The organism is Microbacterium sp. 18062 (genome assembly GCF_902706225.1).
GTDB lineage: Bacteria > Actinomycetota > Actinomycetes > Actinomycetales > Microbacteriaceae > Microbacterium.
The window spans coordinates 23,333-43,318 of record NZ_CACSKB010000003.1; the positions used below are offsets into that span (position 1 = coordinate 23,333).

Here is a 19,986-nt window from a genome sequence, read left to right on the forward strand (position 1 = left end):
GCCGTATGAGCGACGGTCGATACGCGAAGGGGCGCGCCAAACGCGAAGAGCTGCTGCAGGCCACCCTCGACGCCTTCAGCAACGACTCGTTCGCCTCGGCATCCCTCGCCGAGATCGCCGCCGCCGCCGGCGTCTCCCGGCAGACCCTGCTGTACTACTTCCCCTCGAAGGAGATCCTCTTCGCCGAGGTCGTCCGCTGGCGCGACGACATCAACCGGCGATTGCTCGCGCTCGACAAAGGGCTCATCGACGGCTTCCCCCGGCTCGCGACCTACAACCAGTCGGTCCCCGGCGTCATCGAGGTCTACTCGGTGGTGCTGGCCAACGCCACCGACGGGCAGCATCCCGCTCACGAGACCTTCCGCGACCGGTACGAGGAGCTGTTCGCGACGATGACGGCCGAGTTCGCCGCCAGGCAGCGCGAGGGCACCGTCAGAGGCGACATCGCCCCGGACAAGCTCGCGCACCTCTACGTCTCGGTGAGCGACGGGGTGCAGCTCCAGTGGCTCTACGACCGCACGGTGTCGATCCCCGCACACCTGGAGACGTTCCTGCAGCTCGTCGCCCCTCCCCCCGCGCACACGACGGGTCCCGACCCCGAGGCGCTGTAAACAGTAGATTAAAAAATCTACTTCGAGTCGAGATTGTTCAATCTCCTCCCCTACCGTGATCGGCATCCACCACCCGATCCGAGGAGTCCGTGACCATGAGACACCACCGTCCGCTGGGTGCAGTCGCCGCCACTGCCGCCGCAGCCATCGCTCTCGCCGGCTGCGCTCCAGCCGGCTCCGAGGCCTCCGCCGGTTCCGTCACCCTCACTGTCTGGGACAGCCTCCCTTACGAGCCCTTCCATTCGACCGCCCTCGCCCAGCTCGAGTCCTGCGCCGCTGAGATCGACGCGACGATAGTTCAGGAGACCATCGACGCCGGCGAGATCGTCTCGCAGCTGCTCCAGGCGGGCGCGAGCAACAACCTTCCCGACGTGCTCTACGTCGATGGCGCGGACATCCCCGAACTGTCCTCCGCAGGCATCCTCAGCGACCTGTCCGGCTACGGCCTGACCGCGCAAGGACAGGCTGAGACCGTCGCCTCGATGGGCGTCGTCGACGGCACGACGTACGGCCTCTCCCCGCATTTCAACTCCCTCGTGCTCTACTACAACGCCGAGATGCTCGACGACGCCGGACTCGAGCCGCCGACGACCTTCGCCGAGCTCGTGAGCGCCGCGACGGCACTGACCACGGACGATCGCTACGGCATCACCATCGCCGGCATCACCGGGGTCGGCTCGTACATGTTCCTGCCCTTCCTCCTCAACGCCGGCGGGGATCCGGCGGACCTGCAGACGCAGAGCACCGTGGACGCGCTCCAGCTCTACAAGGACCTCGTCGACGCCGGAGCGCTTTCCACGAGCATGGTGACCCTCGGATGGGACGCGAACGACGTCTTCAGCGCGGGCGGCGCGGCGATGATGCTCAGCCAGGACTTCAGCATCCCGCAGATCGAGGAGGCCGGGATCGACGCGGGCACCGTGCCGATCCCGGTGCTTTCCGAGGGCACCTCCTCGCGCACCGTTCTGGGCGGCGAGCTGTGGACGGTGCCGGCGACCGGAGACGAGCCCACCCAGGAGGCGGCAGCAAGCATCGTCGAGTGCATGACCAGCGTCGACAACCAGGTCGCCATGTCCGAGGCGACCTACCGCACTCCCGCCTCGACGGAAGCGCAGGAGATCTACTTCGCCGAACGGCCCGAGGTCGCCGCCTTCGCCGAGGACCTTGACGCCGCCTACAACCGCACCGCCGAGCTCGGCAACGAATGGACCGACATCGCCCTCGAGCTGGACAACCTCGTCCAGCTGGTCGTCACCGGTTCGGCGACCCCCGAAGAGGCCGTCGCGAGCCTCGGAGAGTAGGACCGGCATGGGGAGGACGGCCGCGCGCCGGCCTCCCCGTCGGTCCTCCCGGATCAGAACATGACCACACTCGCCACACCACGTCCGGCCGCCACACCACAGGCCACCGCCGCGCTGCGCTCTCGCCGCCGCATGAGCGGCGAGCGGCTCGCGCTACTCGTCTTCCTGCTGCCCGCACTCATCTACCTGATCCTCTTCTTCGGCTACCCGCTCGCGCTCAACGTCTACATGAGCTTCACCGAGTACGGCTCGCGCAGCTTCATCACCGGCGAGGCTCCGTTCGTCGGCCTCGACAACTACATCACCGTCCTCCAGGACAAGATCTTCAGCCGCGCCCTCTGGAACACGCTGCTGTTCACGTTCGTCTCGGTCGCATTCCAGATCATCCTCGGCATGGGCGGCGCGTTGCTGCTCGCGAAGCGCCCCTACGGCTCCCGGGTCATGTCGGCCCTCGTGCTGCTGCCCTGGCTGTTCCCCTTCGTCATCACCGCGACCATCTGGAAGTGGATCCTGGCCGAGGGTGGCGCGCTCGGCGACGTCGCCGCGCTCTTCGGCATCGCCAATCCCCTCTGGCTCACCGACCCGGCAACGGCGATCTGGGCCATCATCCTCATCAACATCTGGGCGGGGCTCCCCTTCAACATCGTCATCCTCGCGTCTGGGCTCAGAGACGTGCCACCCGAGCTGCACGAGGCGGCCGCCCTCGACGGGGCGGGGTCGTTGCGCCGGTTCTGGCACATCACCTTGCCGAGCCTGCGCGGTCTGCTGCTGGTGGTCACCGTGCTCGGGCTCGTGCTCACTCTGAAGGTGCTCGATCTCATCCTGATCCTCACCGGCGGCGGCCCGGCCAACTCGACGCAGACGCTCGCGATGCTCGCCTACCAGGCGTCGTTCGCCAACTTCGACTTCGGCGAGGGCGCCGCCATCGGCAACATCCTCATCCTCCTCACCCTCGTCTTCGCGATCGCCTATGCCTTCGTCAACCGTCGTTCCGAGGAGGCGTCATGAGCATCGCCGTCGCACGACCCGGCCGCGAACGCCGGGTACGCATGAGCGTCACGGTCGTCTCCACAGTTCTGCTCGCCGTCTTCCTCTTCCCCATCTACTGGCTGGTCAACGCGTCCCTGCAGGATGGCGTGAACTCGGCGACCGTCACCTGGCTTCCCCTTGACTTCTCGCTGGAGGGCTACGCGCGCGCGTTCTCCGAGCAGCTGCCGAACATCGTCACGAGTTTCACCGTGGCCGTCGGCACGACGGTGTTCACGCTCGCCGTGGCGCTGCCGGGCGCGTACGCGCTGAGCAGACTGCGCACCCGCATCGTCGACGCGGTGCTCGTGACGGTGTTCATCGCGCAGATCATCCCCGGGATCGTGCTCGCGACCGGGATGTACTCGGCGTTCGCCCGACTGGGGATCCTCAACACCCACCTCGCGATCATCCTCGCCGACACGACTCTGGCCGTGCCGTTCGCCATCCTGATCCTGCGCTCGTTCATGCGAGGGATCCCGGAGGAGATCTTCGAGGCCGTGCGACTAGACGGAGCGGGGACCTGGCGCGCCTTCGTCTCGATCGTTCTCCCGCTGAGCAAGAACTCGGTCATCACCGCAGCGCTGTTCTCGTTCCTCTACGCGTGGAGCGACCTCATCTTCGCCATCACGATGTCCACGAGCTCCTCGGTGCGCACCGTCACCATCGGCATCTACCGCTACATGGGTGCGGAGGCCGATGCCTGGAACGCCGTCATGGCGTCGGGGGTGCTCGCCGCACTGCCGGTCGTGCTGATCACGATTCTCGCTCAGCGCTCGCTCGTCGACGGGCTCACCGTGGGCTCGGGCCGCTGAGACGAACTCCGACGTGCTGCCCACGCGGACGGCCGAGGCATCGGTACCGGCGCGCGCGACCGCCCCGGCGACGGCGATCAGCCGAGCGACGGCGGCGACTACGCGGGTACGCCCAGATCCGCCGCCCGTCCACTGACGCCGGAGTACTGATAGCTATACCTACCAGAAATATGCAATTATGGCAGGTATAGCTATCAGGAGGATCGTATGGTGCGACGAAGTTCGCGACAGCGGCAACGTGACCTCCGTGAGTTCGGCGAGCATCTGCGACGCTGGCGGCGAGTGAATGGGCTCAGCGCCACGCAAGTCGCCGAGCGGGCCTCGATCACTCGGGAGACGCTGCGCAACATCGAGCACGGAACGGGCACAGCGCGCCTCGACAGCGTCTTCGCCGTCCTCGCAGCCCTCGGGATCACCGACGCGATCCTTCGCGGCGCGAACCCGTACAACAGCGAAGCGGCGCGTGCGCGCATCGACGACATCATCAACGGCGGAGGCGAGCTATGAACACGCCTCCCCGGATCGACGTCTACAGCCACGACCGGCATGAGCCGCGACGTGCCGGCACGCTGCGGCCATCCTTCATGGGTCGCACTCTCGCCGGTGCCTCATTCGAGTACGACCCGCAGTTCTTGACGGACGGCTACGCGCTGTCGCCGGATCTTCCCCTGCGGCCTGGGCGTACATTCACGCCGGAGAGCGCCACCATGTTCGGGGCGTTCGCCGACGTGTCCCCCGATGAGTGGGGTCGACGGATCGTCCAGACCGCGCACACGCGCGAGGCTCGCAGGCTGGGCGAGCGTCCCCGCATCCTGGGAGAGTTCGATTTCCTGCTCGGTGTGTCGGATGCCACGCGCATGGGAGCGCTGCGATTGCAGAACCCGGCGTCGGGCGCCTGGCTCTCCGAGGACGATGCGGTCGCCAACATGCACGAGCTCCCACGAATCCTCGAGGCCGCGCGCCGCTACGAAAGACACGAGGCCACCGACGAAGACGTCGCCTACCTGAACGGGATCGCAACGAGCCCCGGTGGGGCGCGGCCCAAGACCAACATCCTCACCTCCGACGGGCACCTCGCGATCGCGAAACTGCCGCACTCCAAGGATGGCGACATCGACGTGGAACGATGGGAGGCCGTCGCACTGACGCTCGCGCGACATGCCGGCGTCGACGTCCCGGTCTTTCAGCTGGGAGCGGGAGAAGGCCGCAAGGCCGTACTGGTCTCCGAGCGGTTCGACCGCACGGAAGAACATCGCGTACCGTACATCTCCGCCCACACCGCGATGGGTCTGGGCACCCACAAGTCCGGGTCGAACCTCACCTACGTCGACTTCGCGGATGCCACGGCCGATCTCGCGGGCGACGTCAGAGGAAACCTCCATCAGCTCTACCGCAGGATCGCGCTTACGGTCCTCGTCGGCAATGCCGACGACCACTGGCGCAACCACGGGTTCCTTCTCGTCAACGGGCAGTGGTCGCTCTCACCCGCGTTCGACATCAACCCGTCTCGCGCCACGACCATCAGTTCCCGGCGCATCAGCCCCGACGCCGACCCGGACCAGCGCCGCATCGCCGATCTCCTCGCCGTCGCAGACGCGTTCGAACTCACCGCGGGCGAAGCCATGACCGTCGCCTGCGAGGTGGGCGCGGCAGTCGCGTCATGGCCGGATGTCGCCCGCCGGCTCGGAGTGACAGAGGCCGAGATCGCAGAGATGTCATCGGCGTTCGGACAGGATCAGATCGACGAAGTGACGTAGTCGATCATGCAGGCGGATCAACCGCCCCAGCGAAGACGGCTGCGCAGCGTGGCGGGCGAAGACCCCGGCGGATCCCGCCGCTACTCGGGCAGAGCGGATGCGGCGAACGCGAGCATCCGGCGCAGGAGGCGCCGCCGCGACTCGAGCCGGCGGTACTCATGGCCTTCTCCCTGCAGCTGCAGGTACTCGACCGGCCGGCCCCGACGCCGGAGCGCACGCACGATCTGCCGCGCCTCTCCGATCGGCACGTTGGTGTCGAGCTCGCCGTGCACGACGAGCAGCGGCACGTCGATCGCGTCGGCCTCGCGCAGCGGCGACAGGCGCTTGAGCAGCCGGCGATCGGCGGTCGGATGGCCGTACTTGGGATACGCGGCCGCCGCGATCCACGGCTCGGTGTCGCGGTAGAACGTGCGCAGATCGCTCATGCCGCAGACGTCGATCCCGGCGGCGAAGACCCCCGGGGAGAAGGCGAGCAGCGCGAGGGTGAGGTATCCGCCGTACGAGCGTCCGCCGACCGCGATCCGGCCCGGCTCCGCGATGCCCAGCGCGACGAGGTGCGCCGCAGCCGCCCGCACGTCCGCGAAGGCGCCCTCGCGCTTCGAGCCCTCGTCGGCGTGCACGAACTCGCGGCCGAAGCCCGACGAGCCGCGCACGTTGAGCGCGAACACCGAGATGCCGGCCGCGACGAACGCCTGGTGCTGCGCCGAGAACCCCGGCCGCTCCTGAGCCTCCGGGCCGCCGTGCAGCCACACGAGTGCGCGTCCCGCCGCATCCGGAGCCGCATCCGGATGGCCCCGATACAGCCAGCCCGTGATCTCGAGCCCGTCCTCGCTCCGGAATCGCTCGAGACTCGGCGTGGCGAGGTCCTCCACCCCGACCGCCGGCGCCGTCGTCACCCGCGACCAGCGGCGCCGGACGACCTCGAACCTCCAGAGTGTGCGCGGACGGTGCGCGCTCTCGACGGCGATGAGGATGCTGCGACCGTCGCGGCTCATGACGACGTCGGTCGCGATCGTCCCGGGAAGGCCGTCGATCCGCTCGCGTTCGCCGGTCGCGGGGTCGAGGAGCTCCAGCTCGGTCGCCCCCGCCACGTTCCACACGAGGACGAGAAGGCCGCCCGCGTCGTCGGCGTCGATCTCGTCGAGCTCCGCGTCGGGACGCGCCGCGATGTAGGCCGCGGCGTCCTCCCCGGCCATGCCGTGGTCATCCGGCCCATGGCCGAGGGGCGCCGCGACGAGCTGGCGACGGTCGCGGCCGATGTCGGTCACGAGGTAGGTCGTGAGCGGATGCTCCGCGCCGGGCGGTGCGGGACGGATGATCGCCGACTCGGTCGTCCCGGTCGCCGTGGCGGGCAGGAGGTGCCGGTGGGTGTCGGTCAGCCGGTCGACGCCGACGCAGAAGTGCCGACCGCGCCGACCGTCGCGGAGGACCGCGAGACGCTCCTCGGCCGACAGGTCGAGCACGCTGATGAGCTGCCCCGTCGCGAGCGCGTGCAGCTCGCCGGTGAGCGGGTCGGCGAGATACGCGTACGTCTCGTCGCCGGGCTCGACCGGCGGAATCGTCACGACGACGCGGTGCCCGCTGCGCGTCCACGGGCCGAGCTCGGCGTGGATGTGCTCCGAGCCCGCGATCCGCCTCGCGTCACGGCCGTCGGGACGCACGACCCACACCTGCTGGCGCACGCCGCCGTCGGTCGCGACCGCGCACGCGAGCCATGCTGAGTCCGCGGACCACGACACGGCGACCACCGGGTCGTCCGTGAAGGCGATCTCGACGGCCTCCGGCAGCTCGTCCTCCTCCGGAACGACCTGCACCCACACCGACGGCTGACCGCCGCGATCGCTGATGAACGCGACACGATCGGCCTCGGGGGTCATCGTGGGACCCCAGCTGCTCCATGCCTCGACGAGGCGGTCGGCATGCTCCGCGAGCGTCGGGGGGATCGTGCGATCCTCGGTCGTGCTCATCCGATCGCCCCCTTCGGCCGATCAGCGCGCTGACACGCGCGGGACGCGTACCGCGTGCTCATCCGACCCCGTGCTCCTGCAGCCACAGCTCGAGCAGGGCGAGCTGCCACAGCGCGTTCGAGCCGAGCCGCGTCCGCGTCGTGTTGGGGTCGGCGAGGAGCCTGTCGACCGTCGACGGCACGAACAGCCCGCGCCGCCGCGCCGCCGGGTCGGTCAGGGCGCCCCGCACCTTCTCGAGGTACGGGCCGTCGAGCTGGCGGATCGCCGGCACCGGGAAGTATCCCTTCGTCCGGTCGATCACCTCGTCCGGCACGACACCGCGCGCGGCCCGCTTGAGCACGCCCTTGCCTCCGTCGGCGAGCTTGAGCGCCGGAGGGATCGTCGCGACGAGCTCCACGAACTCGTGATCCAGGAACGGCACGCGTGCCTCGAGCCCCCACGCCATCGTCATGTTGTCGACGCGCTTGACCGGATCGTCGACGAGGTTGACCATCGTGTCGTTGCGCAGCGCCGCATCCACCGTCGTCTCCGCCCCCGGCTCCGCGAACCGCTCGGTCACGAACCGCGTCGGCACGTCCTCATCCGGCATCCATTCCGGCGAGAGCAGGTTCGGCATGTCGTCCCATCGCCGGTCGAAGAACACCGACGCATACGCATCGACGGCGTCGCCGCGCGGCACGTCCCGAAGCGGCGGATACCAGTCGTAGCCGCCGAGCACCTCGTCGGCGCCCTGACCCGACTGCACGACCTTGATCGAGCGCGAGACCTCTTCGCTCAGGAGATAGAACGCGACGCAGTCGTGACTGACCATCGGCTCGCTCATCGCGCGGATCGTGCCGTCGATCGCGGGAAGCAGTCGGTCGTCGCCGATCGGGATGCGGTGGTGGTCGGTCGCGAACCGCTCGGCGACGATCGTCGAGTACTCGAACTCGTCGCCCGACTCGCCGCCCGCCGCCTCGAACCCGATGCTGTAGGTCGCCAGGTCGCGCTGGCCGGCCTCGGCCAGGAGCGCGACGACGATGCTCGAGTCGATGCCGCCCGACAACAGCACGCCGACCGGGACGTCGGCGACCATCCGGCGGTCGACCGCGGTGCGCAGGCTCGCGAGCAGCGCCTCCTCCCAGTCGCGCCCGCTCCAGCCAGCGCGGTCGGGATCGCGCACGAAGTCGGCCCGCCAGTACACGTGCTCGGCGCTCGTGCCGTCGGGCTCGATGACGCGCATCGTCGCGGGCGGCAGCTTCTTCACACCGTTCAGGATCGTGCGCGGCGCGGGCACGATCGAGTGGAACGACATGTAGCACGCGAGCGCCGCCCGGTCGATCGACGTGTCGACGTCGCCCGCCGCGACGAGTGCGGGGAGCGTGGAGGCGAACCGCACGCGGTCGCGCGTCTCGGACACGTACAGCGGCTTGATGCCGAGGCGGTCTCGCACCATCACGACACGGCCGCTCGCGTGCTCGGCGATGACGATCGCGAACATGCCCAGCAGATGGTCGACGAAGTCCGTCCCCCACTCGGCATACGCCTTGCCGATGACCTCCGTGTCGGACGTGGAGAAGAACGCGTGGCCGGATGCCGCGAGCTCGGCGCGCAGCTCCTTGTAGTTGTAGATGCAGCCGTTGAACGCGACCGTGAGGCCCAGCGCACTGTCGACGAGCGGCTGACCGCCCGCCGCGGACAGGTCGATGATCGACAGGCGGCGATGGCCGAGCGCGACCCCGCCGCGCGCCCACAGCCCGTCGCCGTCGGGCCCCCGGTGCACGAGGCACCCCGTCATCGCCGCCACCGCGCCGATGTCGGCGCTGCGCCCGTCGAGGCGCACCTCACCCGCCAGTCCGCACATGCGTCATCCTCTCCTGCCGGCCCGCTCGCCGATGATCCAGGTGTCCTTGGCGCCGCCGCCCGCCGACGAGTTGACGATCATGCTCGACGCCCGCGCGAAGCGCGTGAGCCCGAGCGGGGCGAGCCGCACGTCGCCGGGTCCCGTCCCCGTCACGAACGCGAACACGCGCAGGTCGACGCGGCGCGGCTCGAGGCCGCCCGCCGACGCCCACGTGGGGTGCCGCGAGAGGCGCACCAGCTCCTGCGCGATCCAGTCGGTCGGCGCGGACACGATCGCGGCGCGGCGCTCCGCGACCTCCGCGGCCGTCGCATGCGGGCCGATGAGCACGCCTCGACCGCCCTGCCCGTAGACGGGCTTCGTGACGAGCTCGCCGAGCCTCTCGAGCACGATGCGGCGCTCGGCGGCGTCTGCGATCCGGTACGTCGGCACGGCGTCGAGCAGGGGACGCTCGTCGAGATAGAACCCGATGAACTCCGGCACGTAGCAGTACATCGCCTTGTCGTCGGCGACGCCGGTGCCCGGCGCGTTGGCGATGCGGATGCCGCCGGCCTCGGCGACCTCGAGGATCTCGCGGCCGATCGCGACGCCGTCGTCCGTCACGAGATCCGCGAGCTCACCGTCGAGTCGCAGATACAGCACGTCGAACGGCAGCCCGGCGGCGTCGGTCACGCGTCCGTCGACCACGCGCACGTCCGCGGGAAGGAGAAGCGGGAAGCCCGCCTCCTCAGCGAGCAGGCGATGCTCGAACCATGCGCCGCTCGACTCGCCCGCCGACAGCAGGCCGACGCGTCCGTCCGGATCGCCGAGCCGCAGGGTGTCGCCGAGCATCCCGATCGCGCTCTCGGGATCGAGGAGTCCCTCTGGTCGCGGGGCGTCGGGCATGACGGCGTCCATCAGCCGTCGCGCGGCGATCGCATAGGCGATACCGCTCGGCGAACGGACGTTGTCCTCGAGCACTCGCCAGCCGCGGAACTCGTCGCGGACGAGGTCGAACCCCATGATCGGCGCCCGCACCGCGTCGGGCGGCAGCATCCTGGCCTCGTCGCGCCACGCGCCCGTCCGCGCGATGGCGTCCTGGGTGATGATGCCGCTGTGGGCGATGCGCTGCCCGGAGTAGACGTCGCGGAGGAAGGACTCGATCGCGCGGGCGCGCTGGACGAGCCCCCTCTCGATCGCGGTCCACTCGTGGTGCGCGATGATGCGCGGCATGAGGTCGACGGCGAACGCCTCGCCTTCTCCGTCGACGTCGCCGCCGACCTCGAGGCGGAAGGTCAGCTCGGCCTCACGCGTCCAGTTCGCGGCCGCCGCCAGGCGCTCGGCGCGCCCGCCCGCCCGCAGCGACCGGTGATGATCGAACAGCTTCGCGTACGCAGGCCGCGACCGCGTCGCGGGCCCCACGGCCTCGTCGCCCGCGCGCACCCCGTAGCCACGGAGCGCGGGCGCGTCGACGACAGGACCCGAAGCGGGGCCGCGTGTGTCGGCGATCACCTGGTCGACGACGTCCTCGAGACTGCCGTGCTCTGCGAACGCGGCGCGCTGACGGTCGGCCGAGTTGCCGCGCGTCAGCAGGGATTCGGCGAGGTGGCGCACCTCTTCGACGTCGCCGAGCGCCTTGAGATCCGGTGTCAACCGCTCGACGAGGGCGCGCACGGCCTCGGCGGCGGGGATGGGATGGGGCCGGTCGCTGTCATCGAGCAGGTCGCCGGTGAGACCCGACCGCGCGGCCTGCCACATCGCGGCGCGGTGGATGGGCTCGCGCAGAGGCGCCCAGGTGACGCCCTGCGCGATCTCGCGCGCCGCCTCGCGGACCGCGGCGCGGAACAGGCCCGCGATGAGCACCGCGTCGTCGACGATCGGGCACGCGTCGAGCACGCGCAGCTCGAGCGTCGGGGCGTGCGAGGAGGGGCGCACGTCGAAATACGCCATCGCCTCGTCGGCGATGACGCCGCTGCGGATGAGGTCGGCGAGCAGCTCGTCGTAGGCGGCCGCGCTCTCGAGGCGTCCGGTCGAGCCTGCGCTCGGCCAGCGCTGCCAGATGATCGAGCGGATGCTGGAGTATCCGGTGTCCGAGCCGGAGAGATAGGGCGAGCTCGCGGCCATCGCGCACAGCACCGGCAGGTCCCTCGAGACGCGCTGCATGATCTGCACGGCGAGATCCCGGTCGGAGACGCCGACGTGGATCTGCGTCCCGCAGATGAGCTGCTGATCGACGAGGAGGCGGTAGTTCTCCTGCATCCGCGCGTAGCGGCCGGTCGACGTGAGCTCGAAGTCGTCGACGTCCGCCATGGGGGCGGTTCCCACCGCCGCGGGCGCGAGGCCTTCCGCCTCCGCGACCTCGATCAGGACGCGCCGACGGTCGAGCAGCTGCGCGCGCAGCCCGCCGAGCGTCGACACGGGGTCGGTCATGAACTCGACGGTCGTGCGCTGGATCTCGGCGGTGAACTGATCGGCGGGCAGCTTCGCGAGGATCTCCGGTGCCCGCGCCGACAGCCGACGCGTCTCGACATCTATGAGGTGGAGCTCCTCCTCCGCCCCGAGCGTCAGCTCGACGCCGGGCGGGAGGAGGTCGACGCGCTGCTGCGGGGCGTTGTCCACGACATCTCCTCGCCGCTCCACCGCCCGGCACATCTGGTGGATCGCCGCCGGGGTCGTCCCACTGTAGGCGCGATCGCGCGGGAGAGAAACCACTTCTCCCGGAGATCCGCCGGTGCTATGTCTCGCAGATGCTCCTCCCCAGGGGGCGACTCCTCCCCCGGGCGGACGCTCCCTCCTCCGGCGCCCGCTCCTCCACAGAGACCGCTCGGCCTGTCCTGCCCACCGTCCGCGGTCTCGGGGATCTCCTCGGCCGAGGCTCTGGCAGCATCGCTGCATCCGACTCAGAATGGAAGGGTGTACATGTCCGTCGACACCATCGCGATCGTGATCAGCACCGCCACGATGCTGCTCGGCTTCTTCGGCGCGTTCGGATGGATGATCCGACGCAGCGACGCGCAACACGACAGACTCGGCGGCCGCATCGACACCGTCGAAGCCAAGCTCGTCGCCCGCATCGGCGAGGTTGAGACCAAGCTCGGCGCCCGCATCGACGGTGTCGAACGCGAACTCGTCGAGGTGAAGATCGCCGTCGCCCGCATCGAAGGACCGCCCCGGCATCTGCTCTCCGCACGCTGACCCGAGAGTCTTCCCGCCGGTCCCTGCGCGAGGAACCCCCGCATCGGTCCCTGAGCGAGGAGCACAGCGACGAGACGAAGGGGCGCGACATCCGTTCCGCCCGACCACCTGCGGTGCACAACGGCGGAGATGCTGCCCGACGCGCCGTGATTTCCGTCGGGGTCACGGCATGTCGCCGAGAATCCCCGCCGTTGTGCACGAGATCGTCCACATCGGAGCGGACCCGACCCGACCCGACCCGACCCGACCGCAGGATGGGCACAATTCCCCATCTCGTACAGTTCGGCTGCCCATACCGCGGAGCTGGGCCGCGGCGCAACATCGGGCTGCGTGCCCCGCGACGTCGGGCCCGCGACGAGAAGACAGCAGGCTACGGAAGAACGGCCCGTGCAGACGCACCGTGGCCAGCCCCGCATCCGGCCCGGCAGTGCGATCACGCGACGCGACCCCCGGCAGCGCGACCCCCGGGCAGCGCGGCCCGGCTACTCGCAGCCGACGCCGTCACCGTCACGGTCGAGATGGCGCGCGTATCCGGGATCGCCGAGACGCACCGGCGCCGCGCCCGCGGCGCGCGCAGCGGTGCAGTTCTCGTAGTACGTCGCCGCCGGAGGCGCGGCGGGCGCTTCTGGAGCCGCCGGCTCCTCGACCACCGGCACCACGACGGCAGCCGCCTCCAGCTCGACGATCCGCGCCTGCCGCGCGTCGCTCTCGGTGCGCACCGCGGCCAGCTCCGACTCGAGCTCGGAGACCCGCGCTGCCGCAGCATCCCTCGCCTCGTCGACCTCTTCCAGTTCCTTTCCCAGCTCCTCGACATCGCCGGCCAGAGCGGCGTTCTCCAACGCCTCCGACTCCAACGCGTCGATGCGATCCTCCAAGGCGGCGGTCCCGGACGCGCCTCCCCATCCGCTGATCAGCATGCCGACCACGAACGCCGAGGCCGCGATGATCGTCGCCGTCTTGAGCGACATCGTCCGCCGGAGGAACGACCCCTTCGCCGACGCTGGGGCCGACGCCGCCGCATCAGAGACGGGCGGGGAGTCGTCGAGCCAACGCTCCCCATCCCAGTAACGAAGCTCGTCCCCCGCATGCGGTGCCGGATACCAGCCGGCCGCAGGGTGCTGCTGTGCCATATGTCCCCCCGATGGCGTTCCGGCTCCTCTTCGAGCCGGTCTCGCAGAGCGTAGCGCACACCGGTTCGGCGTCGCGAGCGATGCGCTGCCGAGGACGCTGATGACCGACCGGCGCCGCTCGCCGCTACGAGTCCGCGGAGTCGCTGACGCGGAGATACGTCGCGACGGGGGCTGCGCTGTGCGGGGAGGTCTCGACGATCGCCTCGATCTCATCGAAGAGCATCGCGAAGGTCGCCCCGCCTTCCACGGCCTCGTGGTAGGTGCAGTCGAACTCGGTGAGGTAGGTCGGCACGCCCAGGTCGTGCAGCTCGGCCCGCTCGCCCGCGTTCGCGGGACCGACCGCAGCCGAGCGGGCACGCGTTAGCCTGGGACGCGCGCCGCTTCCGCAGCGCACACGAGAGGACGACGAGTGACAGCCCCGACCGAACGCCGCGAGCGAGGCCGTCCCCGCCTCGTCGACCGCGACGCCGTCGTCGACGCGGCCATCGCGCTGGGACTGTCGAACCTCACGATGACAGCGCTCGCCGAGACGCTGGGCGTACGGCACTCGACCCTTTACCGACACGTCGGCGGGCGGGACGACATCGTCACGGACGCGATCGACCGCGTCTTCGACGCCACCGAATGGCCGGCGCCCGGCGGCGACTGGCGACAGCATGTGCGCGACTACGCCGCCACCGTCATGGACCTCTACCGGGACAACCCCGGCATGGCCGCCGAGGCCGGACGCCTGCGACGCAGCCCCGACGGCATCCTGCGAGCGCTCAACTCCTTCCGCTCGGCGCTGCTCGACCACGGGCTCCCCCCCGACGAGACCATCCTGCTGAGCGACCTCGTCATGCAGCTCACGCGCCAGGCGTACGACTTCCGTCGCGCCGAGGACGGCTCCCCCCTCAGCGAGGACGAGGTGCGGCAGGAGATGCGCGGCCGTCTCGACGACGTCACGCGCGGCGCCGACCCCCGGGTGCGGGATGCACTCATCGCGTTCACCGTCGCCGAGGCGCGCAGCAACTTCGACGCCAAGCTCGATCGCATCATCCGCGGCTTCGACCGCTGACAGCGCGATTCCGCGCTGCCCGACGACGGGATCACGTGCACCGATCCACCCGATACCCGGCGCGAAACGACGTCCGCCGTTGCGCTCTCGTTTCCCCCCGGTTAAATAAGTGACAGCATGTTGCAAATGATTCCACCGCTCTCCTACGGTCGAGATACGACAGAGGGAGAACGCCCATGCACGACCGATCCACAGAGGCTCCCGCCGGTCTCGAGATCGAGATCAGCGGCCTCGGCAAACGCTACGACGCCGCGCGCGGCGCCTACACCGACGCCGTCTCCGACTTCTCGCTGACGATCCCGGCCGGCTCCTTCACGTCGCTCATCGGACCCTCGGGATGCGGCAAGTCCACCGTGCTGCGCATGATCGCCGACATCGAGACCCCGACAACCGGCGAGATCTCGGTCGGCGGCCAGACACCGTCGCAGATCCGCACCAGCAGCCGGCTCGGCATCGCGTTCCAGGAACCGGCGCTGCTTCCGTGGCGCTCGGTGCTCGGCAACATCCGCTTCCCGTCCGAGCTCGGCGGTCGCACGAGCATCGACCGCGGCGACCTCACCGCGCTCATCGACCTCGTCGGCCTGACCGGCTTCGAGCGATCGCGGCCCGGCCAGCTGTCCGGTGGGATGCGCCAGCGCGTCGCCATCGCCCGCGCGCTGTCGGTGCATCCGGACGTGCTGCTGCTCGACGAGCCGTTCGGCGCCCTCGACGAGTTCACCAGGCAGAAGATGAACCTGGAGCTGCAGCGCATCTGGGCCGCCCGGCGGGTGACCACGCTGCTGGTCACCCACTCGATCACCGAGGCCGTCTTCCTCGCCGACCAGGTCGTCGTCATGTCCGCACGGCCCGGGCGGGTCGCCGAGATCATCGATGTCGACCTGCCTCGCCCCCGAACCACCGAGATGATGACCACCGACGACTTCCACCACATCGTCGACCGCGTCTCGCGCACGCTCTTCACGAGCCAGCGCGCGGCCCTCGAGGGCGTGGCATGAGCGTCTCGCTCGCGCAGCCGCTCATCCGGCCGCCGGCGAAGGCCCGCGTCGACCGCCGCGCGGTCTGGGGCGCGGTCGGCACCGCTGCCGTGCTGGGCGTGTGGCAGCTGGCCGGCGCCGCCGGCCTCGTTCCGTCCTACGTGCTGCCCACGCCCTCGCAGATCGTCGCCGCCTGGCTCGACGCCGTCGGCGTCATCGCGGTCAACCTGCCGATCACGCTGCAGACCGCGGCCCTCGGCTACGTCGCCGGAAACGCCGTCGCGATCGCGCTCGCCATCGGCGCGGGCCTCTGGCGCCCGGCGGAGGACCTCGTCTCGAGGCTGGCCGTCGTCGCGCACTGCATCCCGACGATCGCGCTCGCACCGATCCTGCTCGTCATCGCGCCGGGCAGCCTGTCCGGCGTGATCCTCGCCGCGCTCGGGGTGTTCTTCGCCACTCTCGTGGGCATGCTCACCGGCATGCGCTACCCCGACGGCCGCGTCACCGAGGCGCATCACGCGTTCGGCGGGCGCCGACTGACCGAGCTGCTCGCCGTGAAGCTCCCCTACGGGCTGCCGGGGATGTTCTCGGGCCTGCTCCTCGGCGTCCCCGCCGCGATGGTGGGCGCTCTGATGAGCGAGTACCTCATGGTCGGCCGCGGCATGGGCGGCGCGATCACCGCCGCGCAGGAACAGCTCGACGCCGCGCGGGTCTGGGCTCTGTGCCTCACCTGCGCGCTCGTCTCCGCGGTCGTGTTCGCGCTCGTGGCCGCGCTGCAGCGCGCCGTGCTGCCCTGGCAGACCGAGGCATCCGTCTCGTACGCGGCGCAGGGGCCGCGTACGTCGTCGACCCACGCGGCGCGGGATGCGGTCGTCGGCTCGCTCGCGTTCCTCGTGGTCGCCTGCGCACTGTGGTGGGGAAGCCTGCGGGTCTTCGGGATCTCCGCGTACCTCGGCAAGACGCCGCTCGATGTCCTCGACTATCTGGTGCTCGGGCCGGACGCCGCCGCGCACACCGCCGAGCTGCTCGGATACCTCTGGACCACGCTGGGAAACGCCGCCCTGGGGCTGGGCGCCGGCACCGTCGCGGCCGTGATCGCCGCGGCGGCCTTCTCCGCCCTGCCGGCCCTGCGCGAGGCGGCGATGCCGACCGTGCTGCTGGCACGCAGCATCCCCCTGCTCGCCATGATCCCCGCGATCGCACTGGCCTTCGGGTCGGGGCTGCTGACCGTCGTCGCCCTCACCGCCCTGCTCTCGTTCTTCCCGACGCTGGTGACGGTCATGAACGCGCTCGACGCGATACCGCGCGACCTCTCCGATCTCGCGCGGGCCTACAACGCCAGCCGCGCCGACGTCACCCTCCGCATCAAGGCCGTGTACGCCGTGCCGGCCGTGTTCCAGTCGCTGAGGATCACCGCGACCGGCGCGCTGCTGGGCGCCGTGGTCGCCGAGTGGCTCGCCAGCCCCGGCGGGATCGGCTACTTCGTGCTCATGTCAGCCTCCCAGTCGAAGTACGTCGCGCTCTGGTCGGCAGTGGTCGTCGTCACGATCGTCTCGATGGGCATCTACTCGCTCGTCGTCGCCCTCGAGTCCGCCGCGCGACGCCGCATCCTCTGACACCCGCCCGCCTCATCCGGCCGCCCTCGCCGCACCGCGACGCCAGGGCCCCGGCCCCATCCGCCTGCCCGCATCCGCATCCCCGTCCCCATCCAAGGAGAACCCATGCCCCGCAACGCCTCGCGCGCGATCCGCACCGCCGCGGTCTCGATCGCCGCCGCGCTCGCCCTGACCGCCTGCGTCTCGACGCCGTCCGAGCCCGCCGCCGAGACCTCCGCCGCCCACGCCGACCTCGGCCTGCAACTGCGTTTCATCGCGAACGCGCAGTTCGCCGGCAGCTACATGGCGCAGGAGAACGGCTACTACGAGGACGAGAACCTCACCGTCACGATGACCCCCGGCGGCGTCGGCATCGCCATCGACCCGCTCGTGGCGCAGGGCACCGCCGACATCGGCATCTCGTCCGCGTCGAACGACGCCATGGCGCGCGCCGAAGGGGCCGAGCTGAAGATCATCGGTGCCGGCTATCAGCACTCCGCATCCGTCATCATGTCGCTTCCCGACGATCCGATCGAGACGGTCGCAGATCTCGAGGGCAGGAAGCTCGGCGCCATCTCGAGCAACTTCGCCGTCGCGCAGGCCTTCCTGGAGGCGAACGACGTCGACCCCGATGCCGTCGAACTGGTCTCGATCCAGGGGGATGCCGCGCCGCTGCTGTCGGGGCAGGTCGACGCGATGATGACCATCGCCACCAGCCAGCCGCTCGTGCTCGAGGCGCAGGGCATCGAGCCGGTGCTGATCTCGATGGCCGACAACAACTTCGACGAGCTCGACCTCACCTACATCGTCACCGAGAGCGCCCTCGCCGACCCGGTCAGGCGCGCCGCGATCGTGCGGTTCATGCGCGCGGAGATCGCGGGATGGAACGACGCGCTGGCCGACCCCGAGGCGGCCGCCGGCCTCGCCGTGAACGTCTACGGAAAGGACAACGGGCTGGATCCGGATCAGCAGCTCGCGCAGGCCACCGCGCAGGTGTCCCTCTTCGAGACCGACGGCGACGCGCCGGGGATCTTCTGGCTCTCCGAGGACGGCATCCAACGTACTCTCGCGACGCTCGACAAGCGCGGCATCGCCGCAGACGAGTCGCTGTTCGACACCTCGATCCTGGAGGAGATCTACGGTGAGTGACGCTCTGCACACCGACGTCGTCATCCTCGGCGGCGGCCCCACCGGCGCCACCCTCGCGCTCGCTCTGGGACGGCGCGGCATCCGTACCGTGCTCGTGGACAAGGGCCACGAGCCGCTCCCGGGCGTGCGCGCCGGCGGAGCATCGTCGCTCGTCATGACGATCATGCGAACGCTCGGGGTGGAGCAGGAGATCCGCGACCGCGCGCCGGTCCCGCCCGGATGGCCGCGCACCAGCGTGATCACGACCGGACTGTGCGATCGCGTGCTCGACGTGCGCGGGCCGCGCGGCCGTGGCGACGACGCGGCACAGGCGCCGGCGACCATGCAGAACGTGCCGTCCTCCGTGCTCGAGACGGTGCTGCGGGAGGCCATCGCCGAGGAGCCGAGCGTCACCACCCTGTACGGGTGCTCCTTCGACGGCGAGCTGATCCAGGATGCGGGCGGCGTGAGCGTCGTCGTCCGCGACGGGGCCGGCATCCCCTCGACCGTCCACGCGCAGTACGCCGTCGGCGCGGAGGGGGCGAACAGTCCCACCCGCACCGCCGTCGGGATAGGCATCGAGGGGCATCGCCACTTCGCGACCCGCCACACCGTGGAGTTCATCGCGCCGGGGCTCGGCGAGCTGCACGGCCTCGGCGACCACAACCAGTACTGGGTCATCAACGAGGATCTCCTCGGCTATGTGCTGCATCAGGATGCGGGGCGTCGCTGGACACTCCAGATAGAGGAGGCGGCGCCTCACGTCGAGCCGCTCCTGACCGATGCCGCCGCCCTGGTGCGGCTCGCGGTGCGCGGCGACGTGCAGATCGAGTGGGCCGGCGTGCGCCGGTGGCGCGCCAACGCCTTCTACGCCGAACGCCAGCGCGAGGGCCGCGTGTTCCTCGCGGGCGACGCCGCCCACGCGACGCCCCCGGGCGCGCTGGGTCTTCAGCAGGGCATCGCCGACGGCGCCGACCTCGGGTGGAAGCTCGCGGCACGCCTGCAGGGGTGGGGCGGCGAGGCGCTGCTCGACTCGTTCGAGGCCGAGCGCTGGAGCATCAGCCGAGCGCTGGTCGAAGAGGTCGACGTGCGCGGCCCCCACCGCCTGGCCGAGTATGCGCGCTACGAGGGCGCGGACCGCGACGCGGCCATCCTCGAGGACATCTCCCGCCGCGACCTCGCCCGTCTCTCGCTCGGCATCGCCGCCCACGGCTACGTCTACCGGGACTCCCCCGTGCTGCCTGCCACGGGTGCGGCCGAGAGGTTCTCCACGTCACCGTTCGCCGAGATCGGCAAGCAGGTGCCGCACCGGTCCCTGCCCGACGGACGCGCACTCGTCGACGCTCCGGGCGGCGGGCTCGCGCTGCTGCACGGGCCCCAGCACGATCCCGCCTGGTTCGTCGACGCCGGGAGCTCAGCCGGAGTGGCGACGAGCCTGGTCGCCCTCGAGACCGAGACGATCGACGGTCTGCTCGGGCGCCCCTCACGGGGCGCCGCACTGATCCTCCGCCCCGATGCGCACGTCGCCTGGATCGGCGACGCTCCGGGCCACGCCGGCGTGCTCGACACGATCCTCGGGAGGACCGCCGCGAGCGTGTCGTGACGAACCGC

17 protein-coding genes are annotated in these 19,986 nt (G+C 70.5%); 12 read left to right on the plus strand and 5 right to left on the minus strand.

Features of this window, described 5'->3' with window-relative positions:
* Nucleotides 1-5 precede the first annotated feature (5 nt).
* The 6 genes from GVL03_RS01945 (at nucleotide 6) to GVL03_RS01970 (ending at nucleotide 5,510) form a co-directional block, all read left to right on the plus strand.
* Nucleotides 6-611 carry a TetR/AcrR family transcriptional regulator gene (locus GVL03_RS01945; protein WP_159498966.1) on the plus strand — a complete coding sequence of 202 codons (606 nt, stop codon included), beginning with the start codon at nucleotides 6-8 and terminating at the stop codon, nucleotides 609-611.
* 95 nt (nucleotides 612-706) lie between these two features.
* Nucleotides 707-1,912 carry a sugar ABC transporter substrate-binding protein gene (locus GVL03_RS01950; protein ID WP_159498968.1) on the plus strand — a complete coding sequence of 402 codons (1,206 nt, stop codon included), beginning with the start codon at nucleotides 707-709 and terminating at the stop codon, nucleotides 1,910-1,912.
* 60 nt (nucleotides 1,913-1,972) lie between these two features.
* Nucleotides 1,973-2,920 carry a carbohydrate ABC transporter permease gene (locus GVL03_RS01955; protein ID WP_159498970.1) on the plus strand — a complete coding sequence of 316 codons (948 nt, stop codon included), beginning with the start codon at nucleotides 1,973-1,975 and terminating at the stop codon, nucleotides 2,918-2,920.
* Nucleotides 2,917-3,753: a carbohydrate ABC transporter permease gene (locus tag GVL03_RS01960; RefSeq protein ID WP_200847023.1), complete on the plus strand. Its 837-nt coding sequence runs from the start codon at nucleotides 2,917-2,919 to the stop codon at nucleotides 3,751-3,753. The genes GVL03_RS01955 and GVL03_RS01960 overlap by 4 nt, the downstream gene beginning before the upstream one ends.
* 207 nt (nucleotides 3,754-3,960) lie before the next feature.
* Complete coding sequence (locus GVL03_RS01965; protein ID WP_159498972.1) at nucleotides 3,961-4,260, plus strand: helix-turn-helix domain-containing protein; 300 nt, start codon at nucleotides 3,961-3,963, stop codon at nucleotides 4,258-4,260.
* The gene (locus GVL03_RS01970; protein WP_159498974.1) at nucleotides 4,257-5,510 is read left to right on the plus strand and encodes a type II toxin-antitoxin system HipA family toxin; all 1,254 of its coding nucleotides are present in this window, start codon (nucleotides 4,257-4,259) and stop codon (nucleotides 5,508-5,510) included. Before GVL03_RS01965 ends, GVL03_RS01970 begins: the two co-directional genes overlap by 4 nt.
* An 80-nt stretch (nucleotides 5,511-5,590) precedes the next feature.
* Here the strand turns inward: GVL03_RS01970 and GVL03_RS01975 are convergent, their stop codons facing one another.
* Genes GVL03_RS01975 through GVL03_RS01985 form a run of 3 tightly spaced genes read right to left on the minus strand, consistent with a single transcriptional unit; the run spans nucleotide 5,591 to nucleotide 11,915 of the window.
* Nucleotides 5,591-7,477 carry a prolyl oligopeptidase family serine peptidase gene (locus GVL03_RS01975; protein ID WP_159498976.1) on the minus strand — a complete coding sequence of 629 codons (1,887 nt, stop codon included), beginning with the start codon at nucleotides 7,475-7,477 and terminating at the stop codon, nucleotides 5,591-5,593.
* A 58-nt stretch (nucleotides 7,478-7,535) separates the two neighbouring features.
* Nucleotides 7,536-9,320: an N-acetylglutaminylglutamine amidotransferase gene (locus GVL03_RS01980; protein WP_159498978.1), complete on the minus strand. Its 1,785-nt coding sequence runs from the start codon at nucleotides 9,318-9,320 to the stop codon at nucleotides 7,536-7,538.
* Nucleotides 9,321-9,323: 3 nt separating this feature from the next.
* Nucleotides 9,324-11,915, minus strand: coding sequence for a carboxylate--amine ligase/circularly permuted type 2 ATP-grasp protein (locus GVL03_RS01985; RefSeq protein ID WP_235037979.1), 2,592 nt, complete (start codon nucleotides 11,913-11,915; stop codon nucleotides 9,324-9,326).
* A 300-nt stretch (nucleotides 11,916-12,215) separates the two neighbouring features.
* Between GVL03_RS01985 and GVL03_RS01990 the strand changes: the two genes are divergently transcribed.
* A complete protein-coding gene (locus GVL03_RS01990) occupies nucleotides 12,216-12,491 on the plus strand; it encodes a hypothetical protein (protein WP_159498980.1) in 276 nt (91 codons plus the stop codon).
* Between the two features lie 482 nt (nucleotides 12,492-12,973).
* On the opposite strand, the gene GVL03_RS22560 is transcribed toward GVL03_RS01990, so the two are convergent.
* Both GVL03_RS22560 and GVL03_RS21970 read right to left on the minus strand, forming a co-directional pair.
* On the minus strand, nucleotides 12,974-13,621 hold the full coding sequence (locus GVL03_RS22560) for an excalibur calcium-binding domain-containing protein (protein ID WP_159498982.1): 648 nt from the start codon (nucleotides 13,619-13,621) through the stop codon (nucleotides 12,974-12,976).
* 124 nt (nucleotides 13,622-13,745) lie between these two features.
* The gene (locus tag GVL03_RS21970; protein WP_200847024.1) at nucleotides 13,746-13,913 is read right to left on the minus strand and encodes a hypothetical protein; all 168 of its coding nucleotides are present in this window, start codon (nucleotides 13,911-13,913) and stop codon (nucleotides 13,746-13,748) included.
* A 117-nt stretch (nucleotides 13,914-14,030) separates the two neighbouring features.
* Between GVL03_RS21970 and GVL03_RS02005 the strand changes: the two genes are divergently transcribed.
* The 5 genes from GVL03_RS02005 (at nucleotide 14,031) to GVL03_RS02025 (ending at nucleotide 19,978) form a co-directional block, all read left to right on the plus strand.
* Nucleotides 14,031-14,678 (plus strand): TetR/AcrR family transcriptional regulator, encoded by a 648-nt coding sequence (locus GVL03_RS02005; protein ID WP_159498984.1) that lies wholly within the window; start codon nucleotides 14,031-14,033, stop codon nucleotides 14,676-14,678.
* 176 nt (nucleotides 14,679-14,854) lie between these two features.
* Nucleotides 14,855-15,673, plus strand: a complete 819-nt coding sequence (locus GVL03_RS02010; protein WP_159498986.1) for an ABC transporter ATP-binding protein — start codon at nucleotides 14,855-14,857, stop codon at nucleotides 15,671-15,673.
* Complete coding sequence (locus tag GVL03_RS02015; RefSeq protein WP_159498988.1) at nucleotides 15,670-17,268, plus strand: ABC transporter permease; 1,599 nt, start codon at nucleotides 15,670-15,672, stop codon at nucleotides 17,266-17,268. The genes GVL03_RS02010 and GVL03_RS02015 overlap by 4 nt, the downstream gene beginning before the upstream one ends.
* Before the next feature lie 105 nt (nucleotides 17,269-17,373).
* On the plus strand, nucleotides 17,374-18,396 hold the full coding sequence (locus tag GVL03_RS02020; protein ID WP_159498990.1) for an ABC transporter substrate-binding protein: 1,023 nt from the start codon (nucleotides 17,374-17,376) through the stop codon (nucleotides 18,394-18,396).
* Nucleotides 18,389-19,978 carry an FAD-dependent monooxygenase gene (locus GVL03_RS02025; RefSeq protein ID WP_159498992.1) on the plus strand — a complete coding sequence of 530 codons (1,590 nt, stop codon included), beginning with the start codon at nucleotides 18,389-18,391 and terminating at the stop codon, nucleotides 19,976-19,978. Before GVL03_RS02020 ends, GVL03_RS02025 begins: the two co-directional genes overlap by 8 nt.
* Nucleotides 19,979-19,986: the final 8 nt, after the last annotated feature.

Coding starts and splice junctions, on each gene's coding strand:
- GVL03_RS01945 (WP_159498966.1), top strand. CDS start 6: ATGAGCGACGGTCGATACGCGAAGGGGCGCGCCAAACGCGAAGAGCTG.
- GVL03_RS01950 (WP_159498968.1), top strand. CDS start 707: ATGAGACACCACCGTCCGCTGGGTGCAGTCGCCGCCACTGCCGCCGCA.
- GVL03_RS01955 (WP_159498970.1), top strand. CDS start 1,973: ATGACCACACTCGCCACACCACGTCCGGCCGCCACACCACAGGCCACC.
- GVL03_RS01960 (WP_200847023.1), top strand. CDS start 2,917: ATGAGCATCGCCGTCGCACGACCCGGCCGCGAACGCCGGGTACGCATG.
- GVL03_RS01965 (WP_159498972.1), top strand. CDS start 3,961: ATGGTGCGACGAAGTTCGCGACAGCGGCAACGTGACCTCCGTGAGTTC.
- GVL03_RS01970 (WP_159498974.1), top strand. CDS start 4,257: ATGAACACGCCTCCCCGGATCGACGTCTACAGCCACGACCGGCATGAG.
- GVL03_RS01975 (WP_159498976.1), bottom strand. CDS start 7,477: ATGAGCACGACCGAGGATCGCACGATCCCCCCGACGCTCGCGGAGCAT.
- GVL03_RS01980 (WP_159498978.1), bottom strand. CDS start 9,320: ATGTGCGGACTGGCGGGTGAGGTGCGCCTCGACGGGCGCAGCGCCGAC.
- GVL03_RS01990 (WP_159498980.1), top strand. CDS start 12,216: ATGTCCGTCGACACCATCGCGATCGTGATCAGCACCGCCACGATGCTG.
- GVL03_RS22560 (WP_159498982.1), bottom strand. CDS start 13,621: ATGGCACAGCAGCACCCTGCGGCCGGCTGGTATCCGGCACCGCATGCG.
- GVL03_RS02010 (WP_159498986.1), top strand. CDS start 14,855: ATGCACGACCGATCCACAGAGGCTCCCGCCGGTCTCGAGATCGAGATC.
- GVL03_RS02015 (WP_159498988.1), top strand. CDS start 15,670: ATGAGCGTCTCGCTCGCGCAGCCGCTCATCCGGCCGCCGGCGAAGGCC.
- GVL03_RS02020 (WP_159498990.1), top strand. CDS start 17,374: ATGCCCCGCAACGCCTCGCGCGCGATCCGCACCGCCGCGGTCTCGATC.